The 19,046-nt window shown below is 56.7% G+C and carries 17 protein-coding genes; 9 read left to right on the forward strand and 8 right to left on the reverse strand.

The features are described from left to right. Positions 1–63: 63 nt before the first annotated feature. The gene (locus ACQUQU_RS10025) at positions 64–1,452 is read left to right on the forward strand and encodes a DASS family sodium-coupled anion symporter (RefSeq protein ID WP_430459541.1); all 1,389 of its coding nucleotides are present in this window, start codon (positions 64–66) and stop codon (positions 1,450–1,452) included. A gap of 21 nt (positions 1,453–1,473) precedes the next feature. Here ACQUQU_RS10025 and ACQUQU_RS10030 read toward each other — a convergent pair whose 3' ends face one another. After that, positions 1,474–1,944 (reverse strand): bacteriohemerythrin, encoded by a 471-nt coding sequence (locus ACQUQU_RS10030; protein WP_430459542.1) that lies wholly within the window; start codon positions 1,942–1,944, stop codon positions 1,474–1,476. Positions 1,945–2,123: 179 nt separating this feature from the next. Here ACQUQU_RS10030 and ACQUQU_RS10035 point away from each other — a divergent pair, with 179 nt between their 5' ends. Continuing rightward, positions 2,124–2,978, forward strand: a complete 855-nt coding sequence (locus ACQUQU_RS10035; protein ID WP_430459543.1) for a Tim44 domain-containing protein — start codon at positions 2,124–2,126, stop codon at positions 2,976–2,978. A 37-nt stretch (positions 2,979–3,015) separates the two neighbouring features. Here ACQUQU_RS10035 and ACQUQU_RS10040 read toward each other — a convergent pair whose 3' ends face one another. Next, complete coding sequence (locus tag ACQUQU_RS10040; RefSeq protein WP_430459544.1) at positions 3,016–4,203, reverse strand: MerR family transcriptional regulator; 1,188 nt, start codon at positions 4,201–4,203, stop codon at positions 3,016–3,018. A gap of 263 nt (positions 4,204–4,466) precedes the next feature. On the opposite strand from ACQUQU_RS10040, the gene ACQUQU_RS10045 reads away from it, so the two are divergent. Continuing rightward, positions 4,467–4,874, forward strand: coding sequence for a hypothetical protein (locus tag ACQUQU_RS10045; protein ID WP_430459545.1), 408 nt, complete (start codon positions 4,467–4,469; stop codon positions 4,872–4,874). 54 nt (positions 4,875–4,928) lie between these two features. Here the strand turns inward: ACQUQU_RS10045 and ACQUQU_RS10050 are convergent, their stop codons facing one another. Then, entirely contained in the window at positions 4,929–5,603 is a 675-nt protein-coding gene (locus ACQUQU_RS10050; RefSeq protein ID WP_430459546.1) for a phosphatase PAP2 family protein, read from the reverse strand. A 238-nt stretch (positions 5,604–5,841) separates the two neighbouring features. Here ACQUQU_RS10050 and zigA point away from each other — a divergent pair, with 238 nt between their 5' ends. Together zigA and ACQUQU_RS10060 are read left to right on the forward strand one after the other, a co-directional pair. After that, entirely contained in the window at positions 5,842–7,056 is a 1,215-nt protein-coding gene (gene zigA, locus ACQUQU_RS10055) for a zinc metallochaperone GTPase ZigA (protein ID WP_430459547.1), read from the forward strand. Continuing rightward, on the forward strand, positions 7,056–7,724 hold the full coding sequence (locus ACQUQU_RS10060; RefSeq protein WP_430459548.1) for a DUF1826 domain-containing protein: 669 nt from the start codon (positions 7,056–7,058) through the stop codon (positions 7,722–7,724). Before zigA ends, ACQUQU_RS10060 begins: the two co-directional genes overlap by 1 nt. Positions 7,725–7,746: 22 nt before the next feature. Here the strand turns inward: ACQUQU_RS10060 and ACQUQU_RS10065 are convergent, their stop codons facing one another. After that, the gene (locus ACQUQU_RS10065; protein WP_430459549.1) at positions 7,747–8,418 is read right to left on the reverse strand and encodes a DUF3299 domain-containing protein; all 672 of its coding nucleotides are present in this window, start codon (positions 8,416–8,418) and stop codon (positions 7,747–7,749) included. A 120-nt stretch (positions 8,419–8,538) separates the two neighbouring features. On the opposite strand from ACQUQU_RS10065, the gene ACQUQU_RS10070 reads away from it, so the two are divergent. The 3 genes from ACQUQU_RS10070 to ACQUQU_RS10080 all read left to right on the forward strand — a co-directional run bounded on the left by ACQUQU_RS10070 (position 8,539) and on the right by ACQUQU_RS10080 (position 12,673). Beyond that, the gene (locus ACQUQU_RS10070; RefSeq protein ID WP_430459550.1) at positions 8,539–9,216 is read left to right on the forward strand and encodes an ABC transporter ATP-binding protein; all 678 of its coding nucleotides are present in this window, start codon (positions 8,539–8,541) and stop codon (positions 9,214–9,216) included. Then, positions 9,216–10,535: an ABC transporter permease gene (locus ACQUQU_RS10075; RefSeq protein WP_430459551.1), complete on the forward strand. Its 1,320-nt coding sequence runs from the start codon at positions 9,216–9,218 to the stop codon at positions 10,533–10,535. The genes ACQUQU_RS10070 and ACQUQU_RS10075 overlap by 1 nt, the downstream gene beginning before the upstream one ends. Before the next feature lie 98 nt (positions 10,536–10,633). Beyond that, positions 10,634–12,673 carry an alkyl/aryl-sulfatase gene (locus tag ACQUQU_RS10080; RefSeq protein ID WP_430459552.1) on the forward strand — a complete coding sequence of 680 codons (2,040 nt, stop codon included), beginning with the start codon at positions 10,634–10,636 and terminating at the stop codon, positions 12,671–12,673. Positions 12,674–12,722: 49 nt separating this feature from the next. On the opposite strand, the gene ACQUQU_RS10085 is transcribed toward ACQUQU_RS10080, so the two are convergent. From ACQUQU_RS10085 to ACQUQU_RS10095, 3 genes are read right to left on the reverse strand one after another with little or no spacing between them, the layout of a single operon-like run. Then, on the reverse strand, positions 12,723–13,745 hold the full coding sequence (locus tag ACQUQU_RS10085) for an AraC family transcriptional regulator (RefSeq protein ID WP_430459553.1): 1,023 nt from the start codon (positions 13,743–13,745) through the stop codon (positions 12,723–12,725). After that, on the reverse strand, positions 13,742–14,188 hold the full coding sequence (locus ACQUQU_RS10090) for a YbaN family protein (protein ID WP_430459554.1): 447 nt from the start codon (positions 14,186–14,188) through the stop codon (positions 13,742–13,744). The genes ACQUQU_RS10085 and ACQUQU_RS10090 overlap by 4 nt, the downstream gene beginning before the upstream one ends. Continuing rightward, complete coding sequence (locus ACQUQU_RS10095) at positions 14,185–15,090, reverse strand: LysR family transcriptional regulator (RefSeq protein ID WP_430459555.1); 906 nt, start codon at positions 15,088–15,090, stop codon at positions 14,185–14,187. The genes ACQUQU_RS10090 and ACQUQU_RS10095 overlap by 4 nt, the downstream gene beginning before the upstream one ends. Positions 15,091–15,302: 212 nt before the next feature. Here ACQUQU_RS10095 and ACQUQU_RS10100 point away from each other — a divergent pair, with 212 nt between their 5' ends. Then, positions 15,303–16,499, forward strand: a complete 1,197-nt coding sequence (locus tag ACQUQU_RS10100) for an MFS transporter (RefSeq protein WP_430459556.1) — start codon at positions 15,303–15,305, stop codon at positions 16,497–16,499. Between the two features lie 3 nt (positions 16,500–16,502). On the opposite strand, the gene ACQUQU_RS10105 is transcribed toward ACQUQU_RS10100, so the two are convergent. Next, complete coding sequence (locus ACQUQU_RS10105) at positions 16,503–18,974, reverse strand: CCXG family PEP-CTERM protein (RefSeq protein WP_430459557.1); 2,472 nt, start codon at positions 18,972–18,974, stop codon at positions 16,503–16,505. Between the last annotated feature and the right edge of the window lie 72 nt (positions 18,975–19,046).

Below are 19,046 nucleotides of genomic sequence, written 5' to 3' on the forward strand. Positions count from 1 at the left end.
GGCCTGTCAGGTTTGTACGCTTCAGGTCTGGGCTTGTGTGGTGACTGTCTGTCTGAGGTTTTTATGTCTGATATCCGTCCACAATACACCCCTGAAAAAATCCCGGCCGAGCCGCTGTTCGACTACAAGCACCTGATCATCGTGGCCGACATCATTGTGTTCGCCTTAATGATGACGCTGTTGCCATTCGACGCGCCGGTGGTCAAAGGTCTGAGCATTCTGGTGTTTGTGGCCGTGCTGTGGCTGACCGAAGCCATTCACGTCAGCATCACGGCGTTATTGGTACCGATTCTGGCGGTGGCCTTCGATGTGTTTAATACCACCGCTGCGCTGGCCAATTTCTCGAACCCGATTATTTTTCTGTTCCTCGGCGGCTTTGGTCTGGCGGCGGCGTTGCACGCGCAACAGCTTGATACCGCCATTGCCAATAAAGTGCTGCAACTGGCCCGCGGGCGTCTGCAGATTGCCGTGCTGTTGATGTTTCTGGTGTCGGCTGGGCTGTCGATGTGGATCAGCAACACGGCCACCGCGGCCATGATGCTGCCACTGGTCACCGGTATGCTGGCGCAGCTCGACGCCGAGAAACAACGTCCGACCTACGTATTTGTGCTGCTCGGGGTTGCCTACTGCGCCAGCATTGGGGGCATCGGCACTCTGGTTGGCAGCCCTCCGAACGCGATTGCCGCCGCCCAGACCGGGCTGGATTTTATCGGCTGGATGAAACTCGCCCTGCCGGTGTCGCTGGTTCTGTTGCCCACCGCCATGCTGGTGCTGTATGTGGTCATCAAGCCGGATCTCAAACACACCTTCCATGTATCGGAAACCCGCATGGAATGGACACCGGCACGCATTCTGACGCTGCTGATTTTTGGCTTTACCGTGCTGTGCTGGATTTTCAGCGCGCCGCTGAACCGTTGGCTGGGTAATCTGGCCAGCTTCGACAGCATCGTGGCGATTAACGCCATTATTCTGCTCGCCTTCTTTGGCGTGGTGCGCTGGAAAGACATTGAACGCACCACCGACTGGAGCGTGCTGCTGCTGTTCGGCGGTGGCCTGTGTCTGAGCGCCGTGCTGAAAGCCACCGGTACCAGTGTGTTTCTGGCGCACACCATCGGCGATTTTCTGCAGGAAGCCGGCACCTTAGTGGCGCTGGTCAGCATCGTGACCTTTGTGGTGTTCCTGACCGAATTTGCCAGCAACACCGCCAGTGCCGCCCTGCTGGTGCCGGTGTTTGCCGCCATTGCCGAAAGCCTGGGCGTGTCGCCGCTGATTCTGTCGGTGATCATCGCCATTTCAGCGTCCTGCGCCTTTATGCTGCCGGTGGCGACGCCGCCCAATGCCATCGTGTTTGGCTCCGGCCACATACGTCAGGCTGACATGATGCGCGCCGGATTCTGGATCAATCTCAGCTGTATTCTGGTGATTACCCTGTTCGCCTGGCTGGTGTGGTAAACACCCAACGAGGCATCAGGGTCACACCGGATGATCAGCGGAGCCGAAAATGCGCTTAAGGGCACCGCTGATCCAGCCCTGTTCCTTAAGCACCACTTTTTTTACCACGGCCACGTAATCCTGATCCTCATGACGGATATGCTGAATCAGCCACACCATCAGTGAATTACGCGCCCGACGGGCAATGCCGAACGGGTCACGGCCGTTGGTCAGCTCTTCCACCATGTTGGCCACTTTATCTTCAAAGCGCCGGTGCACCAGCTGGTGCGACTTCTGCAGCGGATACCCCGCCTGCTCCATCAGCTGCTCTTCGAAAGCAAAGTGGTCGAGGGTGTAATCCCGCAGGCGTTCCATCACATCAAACACCTGATCCACCGACTCCTGCGAAATCGCCACCGACAGATCATTGATGTAATCCACGATCCGGCGATGCTGGGAATCGATCACATCGATGCCCAGATTCAGGTCCGGCGTCCACTCAAACTTATCCATAAGCTCCCCATCCTGTTCTTTTTGTAATCAGTCAGCAGTCTAATAAAGCGCCATATGGAAAAATTGACCTGAATCAATCACGCATCATTTGTAAGGCTTTACCGAGCTTTACACAGCCCCCTTGGCTCGCGGGCAGGCAATCCCCTACCATGCCGTCATCACCATTCACTGGAAGACTTATGAAACTCGTCTGGACCCTGATCGCCAGCCTCATCATGACCATGGGCCTGGTCTCGACCGCCGACGCCGGCAAGAAGTTCGGCAGCGGTGGTTTTGGCAAAACCTACAACACCACGCCGTACAAAGCCGCGCCACAGCAATCACCGCAGAAGCAGCAGCCTGCTCAGGCGGCGCCTGCCAATAACAGCCGTAAAGGTCTGATGGGCGGTCTGCTCGGTGGCCTGCTGGCGGGTGGTCTGTTTGCCTATCTGCTCGGCAGCGGCGCGTTTGAAGGTCTGCAGTTCATGGACATTCTGCTGTTTGCTCTGGTGGCGTTCGTGCTGTTCAAGCTGTTCCGTCGCAAAGCGCCTCAGGCGCAGGCCCGCGAAGCCTGGGCTGGTCAGGGGGCCGGCCTCAACGTGCCGCCAGCGCCTGGTGTGAAAGAGCCGGCTGCGTCTGCTTTCAGCAACGTGTCGGGCGTACGTACCGACGTGCCGATGAACCTGCCGGAAGGCTTTGATGCCCAATCCTTCACTGAAGGTGCACTCAGTCACTTCCGTGAAGTGCAGGATGCCTGGAACAAAGGCGATCTGAACGTAATCCGCGAATACGTGGCACCGGAACTGTTCGATGCACTGGCGCGTCAGCGCGAGCGCATGATGGTGCCACCGCAGACCGAGATTCTGGATCTGAACGCCGAAATCGTGCGCGCCGACCGCAACGGCGACATCGCTGAAATCAGCGTGCTGTTCCGTGGCCGGGTGAAAGACGATCTGGAGAAATCCGAAGACGGCGTATACGACGTCTGGCATCTGGAGCGCGACCTGTCTGCCAACAACGCGCCCTGGGTGATCGTTGGCATCGAAGCCGACTGACCACCCTTTTCTGACTGGCGCGCCTGCGCCAGTCAGCCTATCCCTTCTGCAGAATAAACATCTGGTAGCCGAACGTCCTCGGTGTGGCAGTGCATATCGCCAGTTCGCGCTCAATGTCGGCCAGTGCCGCTGAACCCACCAGCTCCCCGGCCAATTCACCAACCTGCTGGGCCAATGGTCCGTAGTAAGCCGTCCAGGCCGCCTCACTCAGTACAAAGCTGTCGAGCACGGCAAAACCCGCCGCCCGCATCTGCTCTTCCCGCACCACACGGCTGACCATATCCGGATAATGCGCCGCCCAGTACGCACTGACCGCCGCCGGCCGTTTCTCAGTCAGCCAGACCAGATCACTGAGTACCAGACAACCGCCGTCCTGCAGTAACGGACGCCAGCTGGCCAGCGCCTTCTCCAGCCCCATGACATACGCACTGCCTTCTGACCAGATCAGATCGAAGCTTGCCGCAGCAAACGGCAACGCCTGCATATCCGCACAGTGTGTCGTCAGGCGCTGATCAAACCCGGCGTCTGCCAGCGTCTGACGGACACCCGCCATTGCCGCTTCTTCGTTGTCGGTGGCCGTGATATGAGCCCGGGTGTTGGCCAGCAGCACGCGGGTGGCAATGCCCTGACCACAGCCGATTTCGAGTATCTGGCCCGGCTCTACCGGCACGCTGGCCAACGCGCGCAGCGTGTCCTGTTCAGAACCCGGCGCCCAGCGGGCAAGCCCGGTGTAGATCCGCATAAAATCGGCCATGTATTGGTCGTGAGTATTCATGTCTTTTGATAACCATTTCAGATGGTGAATGTCTTTATCGCTGAAGCCCTGCAGCCGCAGCCAGTCGTTGTGTGCGTCCGGTGCCAGAGCGTTCAGGTGGTGATGCCAGTCGCTGAGAGAGCGGTCTCCCAGCAGGGCACGCAGCAACGACCGCGCCCTGAGTTTCTCGTCGATATCCTGCTCCAGAGCCTGCAGGCGCTGTTGCAGCAGCCCCCTGTCCAGACGCTGCTCAAGGCAGATTTTGCATTCGCTGAGCGTCAGACCGCCGGCCTGCAGGCTCTGAATCAGGCGCAGACGCTGCAGGTCCTCGTCGCTGTAGACGCGATAGCCATTGCCCTGCCTGCGCCCCCGTATCAGCGCCAGCTTCTCGTAATACAGCAAGGTGCTGCGTGATAAACCGGCGCGTTCCGCCAGCTCTGATATCCGGTACATAGGGTGTGCCTGACTCACAATGAAGACCCAGCGTAAACTATGAAGCTATAGACAGGTCAAGGGATGAACCACAAGGCTCAGAAAGAGAGGGGCAAGGCGTCAGATCAGACGAAACAGCTTGAGTCGCAGGTTCTTTTCTTCGCCGGGTTCCGCTCTACGGCAACATCAAATTCACATACAATGGCGCGATTCAGAACCACCCGACACTGAGGAGAGCCGCCATCGCACTTCTGACCCGGATCAGAAAAAACCCTGTCCACTTTTTTCTGATCACCATCACCATGCCGGCCATTTACGGCCTGATTATTCCAGTCGTGATCGTCGATCTCTTTGTCACTGCGTATCAGACTGTGTGTTTCCCCGCGTATAAAATTCCAAAGGTAAAACGCAGTGAGTATCTGGCCCTTGACCGGCGCAAGCTGCAGTACCTGACCTTCGGCCAGAAGCTGAACTGCCTGTATTGCGACTACGCCAACGGCGTCTTCGCCTACGCCAGCGAAATTGCCGGCCGGACCGAATGGTACTGGTGCCCGATCAAGCACCCGGACAACGCCATCCGCGCGCACAACTATTACGACGAGTTCATTGAATTCGGCGATGGTGAAGAGTTTCCCAAGAAGCACAAAGCCAAACGCGAAGCCTGCCGCGCCTGTGAAAGCCCCAATGGCTGCGCAACAAAAACGGACTGACCGTCGGAATAACGAAAACAAAAAAGGCGCCACTGGCGCCTTTTTTATTGCTGCTTAAACCGGCTCGGGCCGGATACGGCTATGGCCGAAAAGCCACCAGCTCAGGCCGCGGTAGACGAAGTAACAAACAAAACCGGCCATCAGGGTATCACTTAAAAAGTGTCCGCCCTGCACGATGCGCACCGCACTGACCACCAGCCCAATACCCATGCCCGCCCACAGCCAGCTGCGACGGCGGAACACCCAGGCCAGCGACATCAGCCAGAAGCCCATGGCCGCGTGGCCGCTGACGAACGATGCGCACTTTTTCTGGCACTTGTCGGAAATCACAAACGCCGGCGTAAAGCCGCTCTGGCCGCCAAATTCCTGCACCTGACGCGGGCGGGCACGATCGAAGGTTTCTTTAAACACGCTGTGCACCAGAATGCCGGGCCCGGCGATCAGGCTGACCAGCAGAAACACCCAGATTTTGCGCTGGGCTTTGTCGACGCCACCCTTCACAAAGGTCAGCGCAACCGTGATGAGCAATACCGGCACCAGCACATAAGGCACATAACGGAACAGCGCATAAATGGAATCGCTGATGGGGTGATGTTCGAGCGGCCAGCTGCGGCTTTGCAGGTCGTAAAACCAGCCACTCACGGTCATGTCGATCTGCGGAAACAGCATAAACACAAGCGCCAGCGTCACAAACAGCAGCCAGTCGGCGTGCTTCTTCACCAAACTCATAACCTCTCCGCTCTTTATCCGCAAAATCATCGGCAAAGCCACGAGGATACCCTGTTCAGGGCCGGGACGCACGGCGTGGCAGTCGGGCATACCGCTGGTTTGCTCTCTCTTTCTTTCTGGCTCTGGTCTTTTCTGTGTTTGTTTCTTTCTGTGTCTCTTCCTTTCAGTGTCTGTTCTTTACGGCTGACAAGTGTTACTTTATAACAATTGTTATAAAGTAACACTTTGCGAGACTTCTATGCCTGCCGTCCTTCCCGATCAGCGTCTGCCGGTCACCGTACTGTCCGGTTTCCTCGGAGCCGGAAAAACCACCCTGCTTAACCACATTCTCACCAACCGCGAAAACCGCCGCGTGGCGGTGATCGTCAATGACATGAGCGAAGTGAACATTGACGCCTCGTTCGTCAAAGACGAGGTCACGCTGAAACGCGGTGAAGAAAAACTGGTGGAAATGAGCAATGGCTGTATCTGCTGCACCCTGCGTGAAGACCTGTTGCTGGAAGTACGCGAACTGGCGGCGGCCGGCCGCTTTGATTATCTGGTGATTGAAAGCACGGGTATTGCCGAGCCATTGCCCGTAGCCGAAACCTTTACCTTTGCCGACGAGAATGGCATCAGCCTGTCAGATATCGCCCGTCTGGATACGCTGGTGACCGTGGTAGACGGGGTGAATTTTCTGCGTGATTTTGATGAAGCAAAATCGCTGCAGGAAGCCGGCGAATCGCTGGGCGAAGATGACCAGCGCAGCGTCGCCGATCTGCTGATTGATCAGGTGGAGTTCTGCGATAAATTACTGGTCAGCAAAACCGACCTGATTTCTGCCGCACAACTGCAGCGTCTGCTGGGTATTCTGCGCACCTTAAATCCGCGCGCCGATATTATTCCCATGGTGAAGGGCCAGGTGCCGCTGGATCAGGTGCTGGGTACCCACAGCTTCGACTTTGAACAGGCTGCACAGGCACCGGGTTGGCTGAAAGAATTACGCGGTGAACACACACCGGAAACCGAAGAATACGGCATCAGCAGTTTTGTCTACCGCGCGCGCCGGCCTTTCCATCCACAGAAATTCTGGGATTTCCTGCATCAGGACTGGGGCACAGGCAAACTGCTGCGTTCCAAGGGCTATTTCTGGCTTGCCAGCCGCCCGCATTTTGCTGGTCAGTGGAGCCAGGCCGGTGGCATTGCTCATCACGGCTTTGCCGGTATGTTCTGGAAAGCCGTTCCGCAGGAGCGCTGGCCGGACGATGAAGAGTCGCTGGGTTATATCCGCGAAAAATGGGTAGAACCCTTTGGCGATATGCGTCAGGAAATGGTGTTTATCGGTCAGGGATTGGACGAAGCCGACACCACCCGACAACTCGATGCCTGCCTGCTCAGCGATGACGAGCTGCTGGCCGGTAAAGAAGCCTGGCAAGCACTACCTGATCCGTTTCCCTCCTGGGGCGATGAATAATGCAGGCATGCAAGGCGGAAATGCCCGGGGATTTTTCACAAAATCCCGCGTTACTGGCGTGTGCAGAAGATTGGTCGGTATTAACCGCTATTTATCAGCCTCAGGTTCAGCTGGCGGTTTTACAGCACCCTGTGCTGGCCGATCCTGAATTATTAACCGAAGCCGTTGCGTCTTTACTGGCGCAACCGGGCTCGCCGGATTTTAAGCTGCTTGATACGCCGCAAGGTATTGCTCTGAACCTTGGTAAGGCCCTGGAAAAAACATCGTTAAAAACGCCGGCAACTCAGGCGTTTATTCAGGCGTTGTTAACGCTGTGCGAGGCTTTTTCCACCTTATTCGACAGCAAAAACGTTGCCCTGCGCATCGTCCGCCTGCAGAGTGCAATGTGCCCGAAATTTCATGTAGACCGTATTCCGGTCCGTCTGATCTGCACCTTTGCTGGTCCCGCGACCCAATGGCTGACTGACGATAACTGTGACCGCAGCCAACTAGGCGGGCGCGGTGATGCCTGTCGCGACTGGCAGTTTATCCGGCAATTAACTGCCGGCGACGTGGCATTAATGAAAGGCGATGGCTGGGAAGGCAATGAAGGCTGTGGGCTGGTGCACCGCTCACCGGATGTTAAAGACGGTGAACGGCGTCTGGTGCTGACGCTGGATCTGGGCTGACGCTTAAATCAGATTCAGCGGCTTACTCGCCGCTGTCGGTGTAAGGCTCAATCCGGTCGACCGTCATTCGGTAGGCCGATGTGGCAATGTCATTGGTTTTCAGGTCAGTGTACAGCGTACCTTCTATCCAGAACGGGTCGTAAATATTCTCCATAAATACGCCCTTCTTACTTTGCATCAGAATCAGCTGATTGGGCGGTGGCGGCGGTAAATGGATGCAGGCACCGTAATACGGCACCAGGAAAAATTCGGTGACCACCTGATTATCATCAAATTCAATCGGCACCACGAAACCGGCAATGCGGATTTTCTGCTGATTAAATTCGGCGCGTACATGGGTGGATTTCAGTGCTCTGTCCCAGTCGGTTTCGGCGGCGGGAATTTTCGTCTGATCGGGTGCCGCCTTGCCGTCGCCACCAAAGCCCGCCTCGATCTGATCTTCCTCTGACCCTTCCTGCACATTTTGCAAAGCCTCCGGCGGCGTCGACAACGCCCTGAAGTCGGCATCCGGCAGCAATTTGGCAAACTCAATTTCACGATAGTCCGCCGCCTGAACCTGCACGGCAGTCAACATCGCCAGTGCCGTCAGCAGGGCTTTTGCATGGTGCCAGCGACGTCCGTAATGCGCCCGGCCAGACAAGGTGAGATGAGGCCGGACATCAGAGCGGGCAGGAAACAGTGTAAATGACAGCATCAGGGCTCCCCTGGTGGAAAGTTATAATATAACATAGCCGCACAATCGTTTGAGATCTGCGCCAGCATACCCAGTGTCGGCGCCGAACTCACCTGCCGTCACTGTTCCACCGGAGGCCCCGTGACAGAACCGGTTCTGAGCCTGACCGATGTACGCTTCAGCTGGCAACCCGGCGCGGTTGAGCGTCGGCCGCTGTTTCACATTCCTGAGCTGACGCTGGCAGCGGGCAGCACTCTGTTTATCAGCGGGCCTTCGGGGTGCGGAAAATCGACGCTGCTGAACATCATCACCGGCCTGCTGCCACCGTCTGGTGGTGCCGTGAATATCCTCGGACAATCGCTGTATGCCATGAAAAGCGGCGCCCGCGACCGCTTCCGCGCGGCCCATCTGGGGGTTATCGCTCAGACACTGAATTTACTGCCGTATTTAACCGTGCAGGAAAATCTGAGCCTGATGCAGCGCTTTGCCGGGCAGACCCCGGATAAACACTGGCAACAGGCATTACTCGCCGAACTGAATCTGGCGGACCAATATCAGCAGACCGTCAGCACCCTGAGTCTGGGCCAGCAACAACGTGCGGCCATCGCCCGGGCGCTGGTGAACAAGCCGGCGCTGATCATTGCTGACGAGCCAACGTCGGCGCTCGATGACGACAATAAAGATGCGTTTATGCAATTGCTGCTGCGGGAATTACGCCAGTTGAATGCCGCCCTGCTGATGGTCAGTCACGACCGCCGGCTAAGCGGTGAATGCCAGCGCGAAGTGGATTTACGGCAATTTCAGACGGAGGTGATCTGATGTTATTCACCATCGCGGCCAAAAGTTTATTGCAACGCCGCCTTGCGGCAGCGCTCATTATTGCCGCCATGAGCCTGAGCCTGATGGCCCTTTTGATTACCCGTTCGGCAAGCAGCGAATTACGCGCAAGTTTTGCCAGCAGCGTCAGCGGTACCGATTTAATTGCCGGCGCCCGCGCCAATCCGTTGCAGGTGCTGCTGTATTCGGTCTTCCGTTTGGGTACGCCGACTCAGGCGGTGAGTGCAGAGCGCTGGACGGACGTCGCGCAATTACCTCAGGTGCAGTGGAGCTTCCCGCTGGTGCTGGGCGATTCCGTGAAGGGTTTTGCCGTGATCGGCACCAACGATGACTATTTCGCTCATTTCCGCTTTGGTAATAAGCACCCGCTCACCAGCCAGCAAAATAAACCTTTGGCCTTTGCCACCCCCACCACGGCGGTTATTGGCGCAACGGTCGGGCGCGAACTGGGGCTTAAACCGGGTGATGCCATTATTCTGAGTCACGGTGCCCACCAGCACAGTTTTCACCAGCATAAAGAATTGCCCTTTATTGTATCCGCCGTGCTGCAACCCACAGGCACGCCGGTCGACCGTTCAGTGCATGTGCATCTGGCGGCACTTGAGGCGCTGCACAATGAACAGTGGCTGCATCGGTTTGTTCATCATGATCACAATGATGACAGGCATGACGACGACGGGCATGACGACCAGAAACACGAACACAACGCAGAAGAAACCGAAGCGCTTGTGCTGCAGTTTTCTGATTTACCACCGCCGACGGCCATTTCCGCCGTATTTATCGGCCTTAAATCCCGTGCCCTGACCTTTCAGGCTCAGGCGGCCATTAATGCAGCCAACAGCGAACCTCTGACGGCGGTTATTCCGGGGGTAGCACTCACCGAATTCTGGCAATTAATCGGCAACGCCGAACAGATTCTGAAAGTGCTGAGCGGCCTGATGCTGGTTACCGGTCTGCTCGGTTCTGTCGCCATGCTGCAGGTGAGCGTCGCCTTCCGGCAGCAGGAAATCGGTCTGCTGCGGTTAATCGGCGCCCATCCTCTGTATCTGTTCGCCCTGCTGCAGGTTGAAATTCTGTTGCTCACCGGCAGCAGCTGGCTGATTGCACTGGCCTTAAGTGCGCTGGTACAGAGCATCGCCAGTCCGTTGCTGGCCAGTTACATGGGCGTATTGCTGAATCCGCAATGGTGGCCGGCGGGCACCGGCTGGCTGCTGCTGATCAGTATCGGCCTGAGTATTCTGGCCGGGCTGCTGCCAGCGCTGTCGGCCTACCGCGAATCCTCGCATCCGGGCGCAGCCTGACGCATAGCCGGTGGTCAGTCAGAACAAGAGGCTGGCCACTGCGCACAGGCCAATGGCCATTTCTGCTCTTACACTGACAAGCATAAGAGGAGAAAACCATGACCCGTATAACAAGAAGCTTACCCCTCATCTGTGCCTCCACCCTGCTGTTGCTAGGCTGCGCACCCGACTCACAACAACCGACAGCCGCAACACCTGCCACGGCCGACGCCCTTGGCAATACGGCGCCGTCTGCTGCCACGCTGGCGGTGCAGCAGGCGCTGCGCGAGCAGCTGCCACTGGCCGACCAGCAGGATTTTGACGATGCCAGCCGCGGCCTGATGGCCAGCGTGTCACCGCTGACGATTCCTTCGCTGCGCAATCCGGACAACGCCGTCTGGGACCGGCCGGCCTACGATTTTATTCAGGGCGAAGCGCCGGGTTCGGTCAATCCCAGCCTGTGGCGACAGGCGCAACTGAACAATATCAACGGCCTGTTTGAGGTCACGCCGGGGGTGTACCAGCTGCGCGGCTTTGATCTGTCGAACATGACCCTGATCCGCGGCAAAAGCGGCTGGATTATTGTCGACCCGTTAACCGCCAAAGAAACCGCCGCGGCCGCCTTTCAGTTTGCCCTGCACGAAATGGCCAAACGCGGTGACAGTGAACAACGCATCAGCGCCATTGTCTTCACCCACAGCCATATCGACCATTTCGGCGGCGTGCTCGGCATCATCAGCAACGAAGATATTCAGCGACAGGCGATTCCTGTGGTCGCCCCCCTCGGATTTATGGAAGAAGCCACCAGCGAAAATATGATTGCCGGCACCGCCATGAGCCGACGGGCGGTGTTTATGTACGGTAAAAATCTGCCGCGCAATGAACGCGGTCACGTTGATTCGGGTTTGGGAAAAGGCCCGGCATTCGGCGAATTCAGTATTGTTGAGCCCAATACTCTGGTTGGCGAAACCGATACCCGCCTGACGCTGGATGGCATCGACTTTCAGTTTCAATACACGCCAGAATCCGAAGCACCGGCAGAATTCACCTTTTATTTACCTCAGTTAAAGGCTTTCTGTGGTGGCGAAGTGGTGTCACGCAATATGCACAACCTGTACACGCTGCGCGGCGCCAAAGTACGCGATGCGCTGAAATGGAGTGGCTACATCGAAGAAATGCGTCACCTGTACAGCTCAGCCGATGTGTATTTTGCCAGCCATCATTGGCCGATGTGGGGCAAGGAGCGTATTCAGACCTTTCTGAAACAACAGCGCGACACCTATAAATTCATTCACGATCAGACCGTGCGTCTGATGAATAAAGGCTACACTCCGGGCGATATTGCCGAGCAATTGCACATGCCGGACTCCCTGAGTCAGGCCTTTTCCAGTCGTGGTTATTACGGCACGTTAAAACACAACGCCCGCGCCGTATATCAGGCGTATCTGGGCTGGTACGACGCCAACCCGGCGCATCTTGATCCGCTGCCGGATCTGGAACGTGCCAAAGGCTATGTCGCACTGGCCGGCGGAGCCGATGCGTTAATGAGCAGCGCGCGCCAAGCCATGGACGCGGGTAATTACCGCTGGAGTGCCGAGCTGTTAAATCATCTGGTCTTCGCCCAGCCCGACAATCAACCGGCACGCGAATTACTGGCGGCCAGTTATGACCAGCTGGGGTATCAGGCAGAATCCGGTCCGTGGCGCGATGCCTATTTAACCGGGGCGTTAGAGCTGCGTCACGGCACGCCGGAAACCGGCATTAATATCGCCACCATGAAAGACATGCTGTTGCTGACCCCGGTCGGGAATTTCTTCGACACCATGGCGGTGCGTTTAAAAGCCGAAGAGGCCGAAGGCAAAGACTGGCGCATCCGCGTGCATTTCACCGACATGGGCGAAACCCATTTGCTGTGGCTGGAAAATTCGGTGCTGCATCACGTTAAGGAAGAAAGCCAGGATCAGCAGCCGGTTAATGCCACCCTCAATCTGACCCATGCCCTGTTTGTGAATATGCTGATCGGTGAAGCCGGTGTGAAAGACACCCTGTTCTCTGACGATTTAACCGTCGACGGCAGTCGTATTGATCTGGTGCGTTTCTTCTCGCTGTTTGAGAAGCCCGTCACTTCCTTCCCCGTGGTGCTGCCTCAGGCCGGCTGATGATCGAGCCTGAGCACCGGCAATGACGCACCGGCAAATGCGCTGGCGGTTAATCGTTACCGTCAGCGCGTTTTTGCAAGCGGTACTGACCCGGCGCCAGGCCATACCAGCGCTGAAACGCCTTACTGAAATTCGCGCTGTCGCTGAAGCCCAGCCGCAAGGATATTTCGGTCAGGTTGTGGTCGGTGTCGGTTAAATAAAAAGCGGCCAGTGCCGAGCGCACCTCGGTCAGGCACTCGCGGAAGCTGGTATTTTCCTGCTGTAAATGGCGACGCAGACTGCGTTCACTGACGGTCAGCAAACCGGCGACATCGGCCAGCGTCGGCTCTCCCTGCTCAAGCAGGGCCTGCACACTGTTGCGCACCCGCTCACGCCAGCTTAAAGCGTTCATTTTCTGCAAATAGAGCTTTACCTGCGCCTCGTTGGCCACCGCCAGATGTGGGTCGCCGGCAATTTCACTGAGTTGCAGCGCACGGCGGTCGAACCACAGACAATTGGTTGCCTGCTGAAACTGCGGCATAAAGTGATAACAGCGTGCCCACGGACCTGAGTCGGCCGGCTGCGGGCGCATTAAATCGACACCCAACAAGGGCGTATCGTGGCCCGTTAACTGACGGGCAAAGCCCATTAAGGTGGCAAAAAAGCCATCCACCGCCAGCGGACTGATGGGCACACCGGCCAGCGGGTCGACGGCAAAGCCGACACGGTCGGGCTGATAAATCACGCGGATATTCACCGAATTGGAAATCATGGCGTGGTAGCGCCCAAGCTTGTCGACCACGGTCGCCATGTTATCGCTGGTGAGCATTAATAACCCCAGCGCGCGGAAATGCATCGGCTGCACATGGCGCGCCACTTCAAGGCCAAACGCCGGATTGCCGGTGCGCTCTTCGACGCGCAGCCAGAAGCGGGTCATGGTATCGATGGCAATGCGGCTTTCCGGTTCTTTTTCGAGCTGGGCTAAATCCAGCCCCTGCTCATCCAGCAGCGGGGCAGGATCAAAACCACTGGCCCGCAACGCTTTGCAGATGGCCAGCGCCCAGGCGGCAATGGTCGTGGGTGAAGCGCTCACGGTTGATCACCATCCGCCTCAGGCTCCAGTGTCGGTAAACGCAGAATATAAATACTCACGCCCAGACCAATCAACGGCAGCAGAATTTTCAGCATGGTGCGGTCCGTAAACACAAAGGCCGTCAGTAACAGGCTGGTCCACATCAGCAGCAGGGTGTACACCTTGGCTTTCTTCGGCATGCCTTTGCCGTCGAGGTAATAAATCAGGTACTTACCCAGATGCGGATGGGCAATCAGCCACTGATAAAAGCGTGGCGAGGTGCGGATAAAACAGGCCGCCGCCAGCAACAGAAAGGGCGTGGTGGGCATTACCGGTAAAAAGATTCCGATTACCCCCAGCACCACACTCAGCCAGCCGCAAACGAACACCAGCATGCGCAGCAGTGGATGGCGGATAACGGCGCGGCTTACGCGCGATGATTCGCTGATATCTGGTTCGTTCATAGCCCGGCCGGTCGGTCATTGATCTGAGTATTCTGACTGTGCTCCAGCAGGAATTCCACAAAGGTGCGGTTGGCTCGTGACAAATACCCCCCCTGACGCCAGGCGATGGACAGGTCGAGCCACACCGGCTCGGTAAACGGCCGGGCCACCAGCTCGCGGTCTTCGGCAATCACCATGGCCAGCAGCGTGGTGATACCAAAGCCGTGTTTCACAATTTGTTTGGTCAACGGCAGCAGGTTGGTTTCAAAACCGATTTTAGGCTTGTAGCCGTAGTCGCGGCACAGACGGTCGATCACTTCGCGGTGGAAATAGCCCTTTTTGAACAGCACCAGATCTTCGGCGAAAAAATCGGCGTAACTGACATGATCAAGCCCGGCCAGAGGGTGGTCGACCGGCAGAATAGCCATCATCTGATCGCGCAGAAAACGGCGGGTTTCCAGCTCCGAAGGCGGCGTGTCGGCGACGATAACGCCCATATCGATATCGCCATGGGAAATCATCTGCTGCAGCTGGCGTGTACCGGCTTCCACCACCGACAGTCGCAGCTGCGGATAGCGGTGACGGAAGGCCATCAGGATCGGCGGAAAATAATACGACCCGAGCATACTCGGAATACCGATGCGCACTTCGCCGTTCTGCAGGGTGTGCAGCTCGCGCATTTCCAGTTCGGCATCGGCCAGCGCCTGAGCGATCTGCCGGGCATGGGGCAGCAGTACCCGGCCCTCATCGGTAAGACTGATCTGGCGCTCATGACGATGAAACAGGGTCAGCTCTAACTCTTCCTCAAGCTTTTTCACCGCCATGCTCACCGCCGGCTGGGCAATGTTCAGCTGACTGGCCGCCGCCGTGAAACTGCCCTGCTCGGCCACCGCCAGAAAGTATCTGAGTGCCCGCGAATCCATAGCCTCTCCTGATAAGCCGTTTTACACCTGATAAGCCGCTTACACCTGATAAGCCACGGCGTCTGACAGGCCACGGCGCCTTCGATCTGACGAATAACAATAGCTTATGCAATTTATAAGAACTATATATTTTTATGATCGTTCAGTCAGTGCCACACTGGCGTCATCCCCTGTTTCCTGCCGCCGTCTGTGCAGGTATGAGTTGTCGCATCATGATTGAAACCCGCACCGCCGCCTTCTGGCGCGCCACCCTGGCCCTGGCCCTCGGCTCCTTTACCATCTTCGCGAACCTGTACGTCACCCAGCCCCTGCTGCCCATGCTGGCGCACGACTTTGGTGTGTCGCCGCTGGAAGCCAGCTGGACCTTTACCGTGTCGACCCTGACGCTCGGGCTGTCGCTGTTGTTTTATGGTCCGCTGTCCGATGCCATCGGCCGCCGGCCGATCATGCTGTTTACCATAGCCGGCGCCACCGTGGTGACCATCGCCCTGTCGCAGACCGAATCTTTTACCACCCTGCTGGCGCTGAGGGCGCTGCAGGGGTTATTGCTGGGCGGTTTACCGGCCGTGGCCATTGCCTATATGGGCGACGAATTTACGCGCAAAGCACTTTTTGGGGCGGTGGGTTTTTACATCAGTGCCAACAGCCTGGGCGGCATTGGCGGGCGTCTGATTGGCGGCTTTATGGGCGATCTGGCCGGCTGGCAAAGTGCGTTCGTGCTGATGTCGGGTCTGAGTGTGATTCTGTGTCTGGTGTTCGCCTGGATGCTGCCGAAATCCCAGCATTTTGTCGCCCGCCCACTGCACCCGAAACACATGCTGCGCGACCTTGGCAGCCATTTGAAAAATCCGGCCCTGCTGCTGGCGTTTTTAATCGGCGGCTTTAATTTCTTTATTTTCGTGAACCAGTACAGCTACGTCACGTTTCTGCTGGCCGATGCGCCGTACAACCTGCCGGCCAGTCTGCTGGGCATGCTGTTCCTGACCTACCTGAGCGGCACCTTTGGTTCCGCTATTTCCGGCAAAGCAGCACAGAAATTATCGCAGCCGGTGTGCATGGTAATGGGCATCAGTATTTTAATGCTGGGGTCGCTGGTGACCTTATTACCCGGTCTGGGTTTTATTATCGGCGGCCTGTTTATTAACAGCTTCGGCTTCTTCTTCGCCCATTCCAGCGCCAGCAGCTGGGTCAGCCACACAGCGCAACAGGCGCGGGCCAGTGCGTCGTCTTTGTATCTGGTGTTTTACTATTTAGGCGCCAGCAGCGGTGGATTCTATCTGCATCTGTTCTGGGACTGGCAGGGCTGGAGCGGCGTAGTCGGAGGCTCTCTGCTGGTGCTGAGCGCCACCCTGATGATGGCGCTGCGGCTGAAGCAGTATGTGCCGAAAGCCCATACTGCTTCAGCCTGAGGCTTATTTCAGACGCAGCCGATACTGATAAGTAAACTGCGGATAATCAGAACCACTGGCCGGATTCAGCACGCCGGAGAATTTCAGACGCAGGGTGCGCACCGCCGTATCGTATTCACCACTGGGCGAATAGTTAAAGGCACTGTCCGCCGCGCTGCTGTCGAGATCAGTGTTGGCATAAAGCACATTGGCCAGCGCCACACCACTGCTCAGCGAACCGCTGCCATCGGTTACCTGCACCGCATTCGACGTTGAACTGCCGAAATAAAATTCTGCGTCCGCAGGCAACGCCTGAGTGATGGTCAGCGTATCCGCATCCGGCGTCAGCGTACCCTGGTTTTCTGCCAGAACACTCACAGTAACCAATGCCCCCGGAATGGCTTTGGCATTGCTCGCGCCATTGACCGGATCACTGGTCACCGTGTTCTGACTGGTTAATTGCAGCTGGGTATACAGATCGCACTGATACAGGTTAGCCGCACTGACGGTGCTGTAAGACGAACTGCCCGGCGCCTTCCAGTACAGATAGTAAGAGTCGTTGCCGGCGTATTCCTGATGGCGGAATTCCAGACTGTGGTAACCCGCTTCCATATACAAATCGACCGACTTTTGTGGAGAGTTTGCAGCGGGATTAGGACCATAGCGTTCCGTCTGCATATCGCCGTTCAGTCGCAGCTCAACCGCATCATCACCGTCGACTGCAAAAGACCAGATGCCGGACGTCGGGATATAAAGATAGCCCTTAAAAATCGTCAGATAATACTCATCCGCGGTGGTGTATCCGAACTTACTGCCGTCATCGTCAAACGGGTTGCCAGTGCCATCAAAACTGGTGCCACTGATGTCATTAAAAATCGTTTGCCCGTATAAATGCGCGCTGTTGGCGTAGGTATCCACCAGCGACTGCATCGCAGCTTCGGTGGTAGCGTAGGTGGTGGCTTCGGTATCGTAAAAGCGGGTCCAGAGACCGTTCGATAACGAAATTCCAGAGGCACAGGATGTTCCGGTTGCTTCAAGGTGACCATCAACCAGATAGACCAATGCCGTATCCGTATTATTACCTGTGTCTACATCCTTGTTTGATTCGTTCAGCGCAACCGTCGAACTTACCGTAAGAGTGTTGCCGAGCGTAGCCGATCCAGCGACCGTCACCGAAATCGTCAATGGGGTCACATAGCCGCCCCCCGGGATCGTCTGATCTCCCTGATAAGTGCAGGTCAAACGACGATTATTACTCGTGTAGCTGCAGCTCCAACTGGTGCCAGAATACGACGAATAGTTAATGCCGTTTGGAAATGTAACCGTCGAGGTCAGGTTGTCTGAATAAGTCCGACAGCTGCCGTTCCTGTAACGGGTGCAGTACTGGGTATCAAAACTGTTCTGTCCCTGATTTTTTGGCGTGAGCTGCAATGAAAAGGCATCACCGGGAGATAAATAATTGGACTCGTCTGTCAGCAGCCCGATCAGATCGGTTCCCGCCACCAGGTTATCGCTGGATGTACCGCCCGGCGTACCGGCATCGTAAACATCGTCCGTGTCCGACGTAATGGTCAGCTCGGCCGTTGAATAGGCGCGCCAGGTACTGCCATTGTCAGAACTGAACTCAATGGATGAAGCGCCGCCATTGGTGCCTTCGGCGCCAATAATTTTAAAAGTGTGAACACCTGCGGTCAGATTAATGGTTCCTTGCATAACGTCCGGGTCGGTCCAGCTCCCACCCCACCATAGATCCTCTTCCGGATAACCACTCCAGACTTCGAACAAAGGCTGACCATCAACGTACATACCGCTGCCCAGACCGAAGTCCATACCGGCACGGAACTGCCAGGTACCGGCCTTGGCATCGTCAACCACAAAGCGGCTTTCGGTGAGCAGAATATAATCCGTGGTTAAGCCACCGCTGATGGCGGTGCTGTTCTGAATGCTGGAAAAATCCTGCAAATAGGTTTTGCCATAGCCGCTGGTGTTGTCACCACTGGCGTTAAACGCGGATTCGGCGGCGCTCAGACTTTCCGGGTTATTGCTGCGGTTGTTGTAGCGCGTATGGTAAAGAATACCGCTGATGCTGGTGCCCAGCGTGCTGGCCGCAGAACTGGCGGCGGTATTGCCATAAAACAGGTACACCACATGGCTGGAGCCATTAAAGGTGGGAATACGCAAGACGATGCTGGCGGTTTTGGCCGCGGCGTCCCAAGACTCAATTTCAAACGACAGCTCCGTGGTCTGATCGGCATCGGTCACCCGCAAATCACGGCCATCCGATGACCAGGTATAGTCGGCGTGCAGTGACGAAGAAGTGAGCGTCATCCGGATCGGACGCCCGGAGAGCGAAGAGCCGCTGTTGTTGTTCAGGGTAAACTGAGTTTTGTAAGGCCAGCTGGTATCAAATGCATAACTGCCGGGTGCAGTCAGTCCGAAGAAAACCAAAAGTGCCAGTGACATGAGAATGCGCATGCGCTGGGTTACCGTATTCATCCATTTTCGGAGGCGGATTGTAACCTAAATGGTCAGTCAAGACTTCTGACGTAATTTGTCAGTAAATGCCGC

Source organism: Thalassolituus sp. LLYu03 (assembly GCF_050507655.1).
Taxonomy (GTDB): Bacteria; Pseudomonadota; Gammaproteobacteria; order Pseudomonadales; family Oceanobacteraceae; genus Venatoribacter.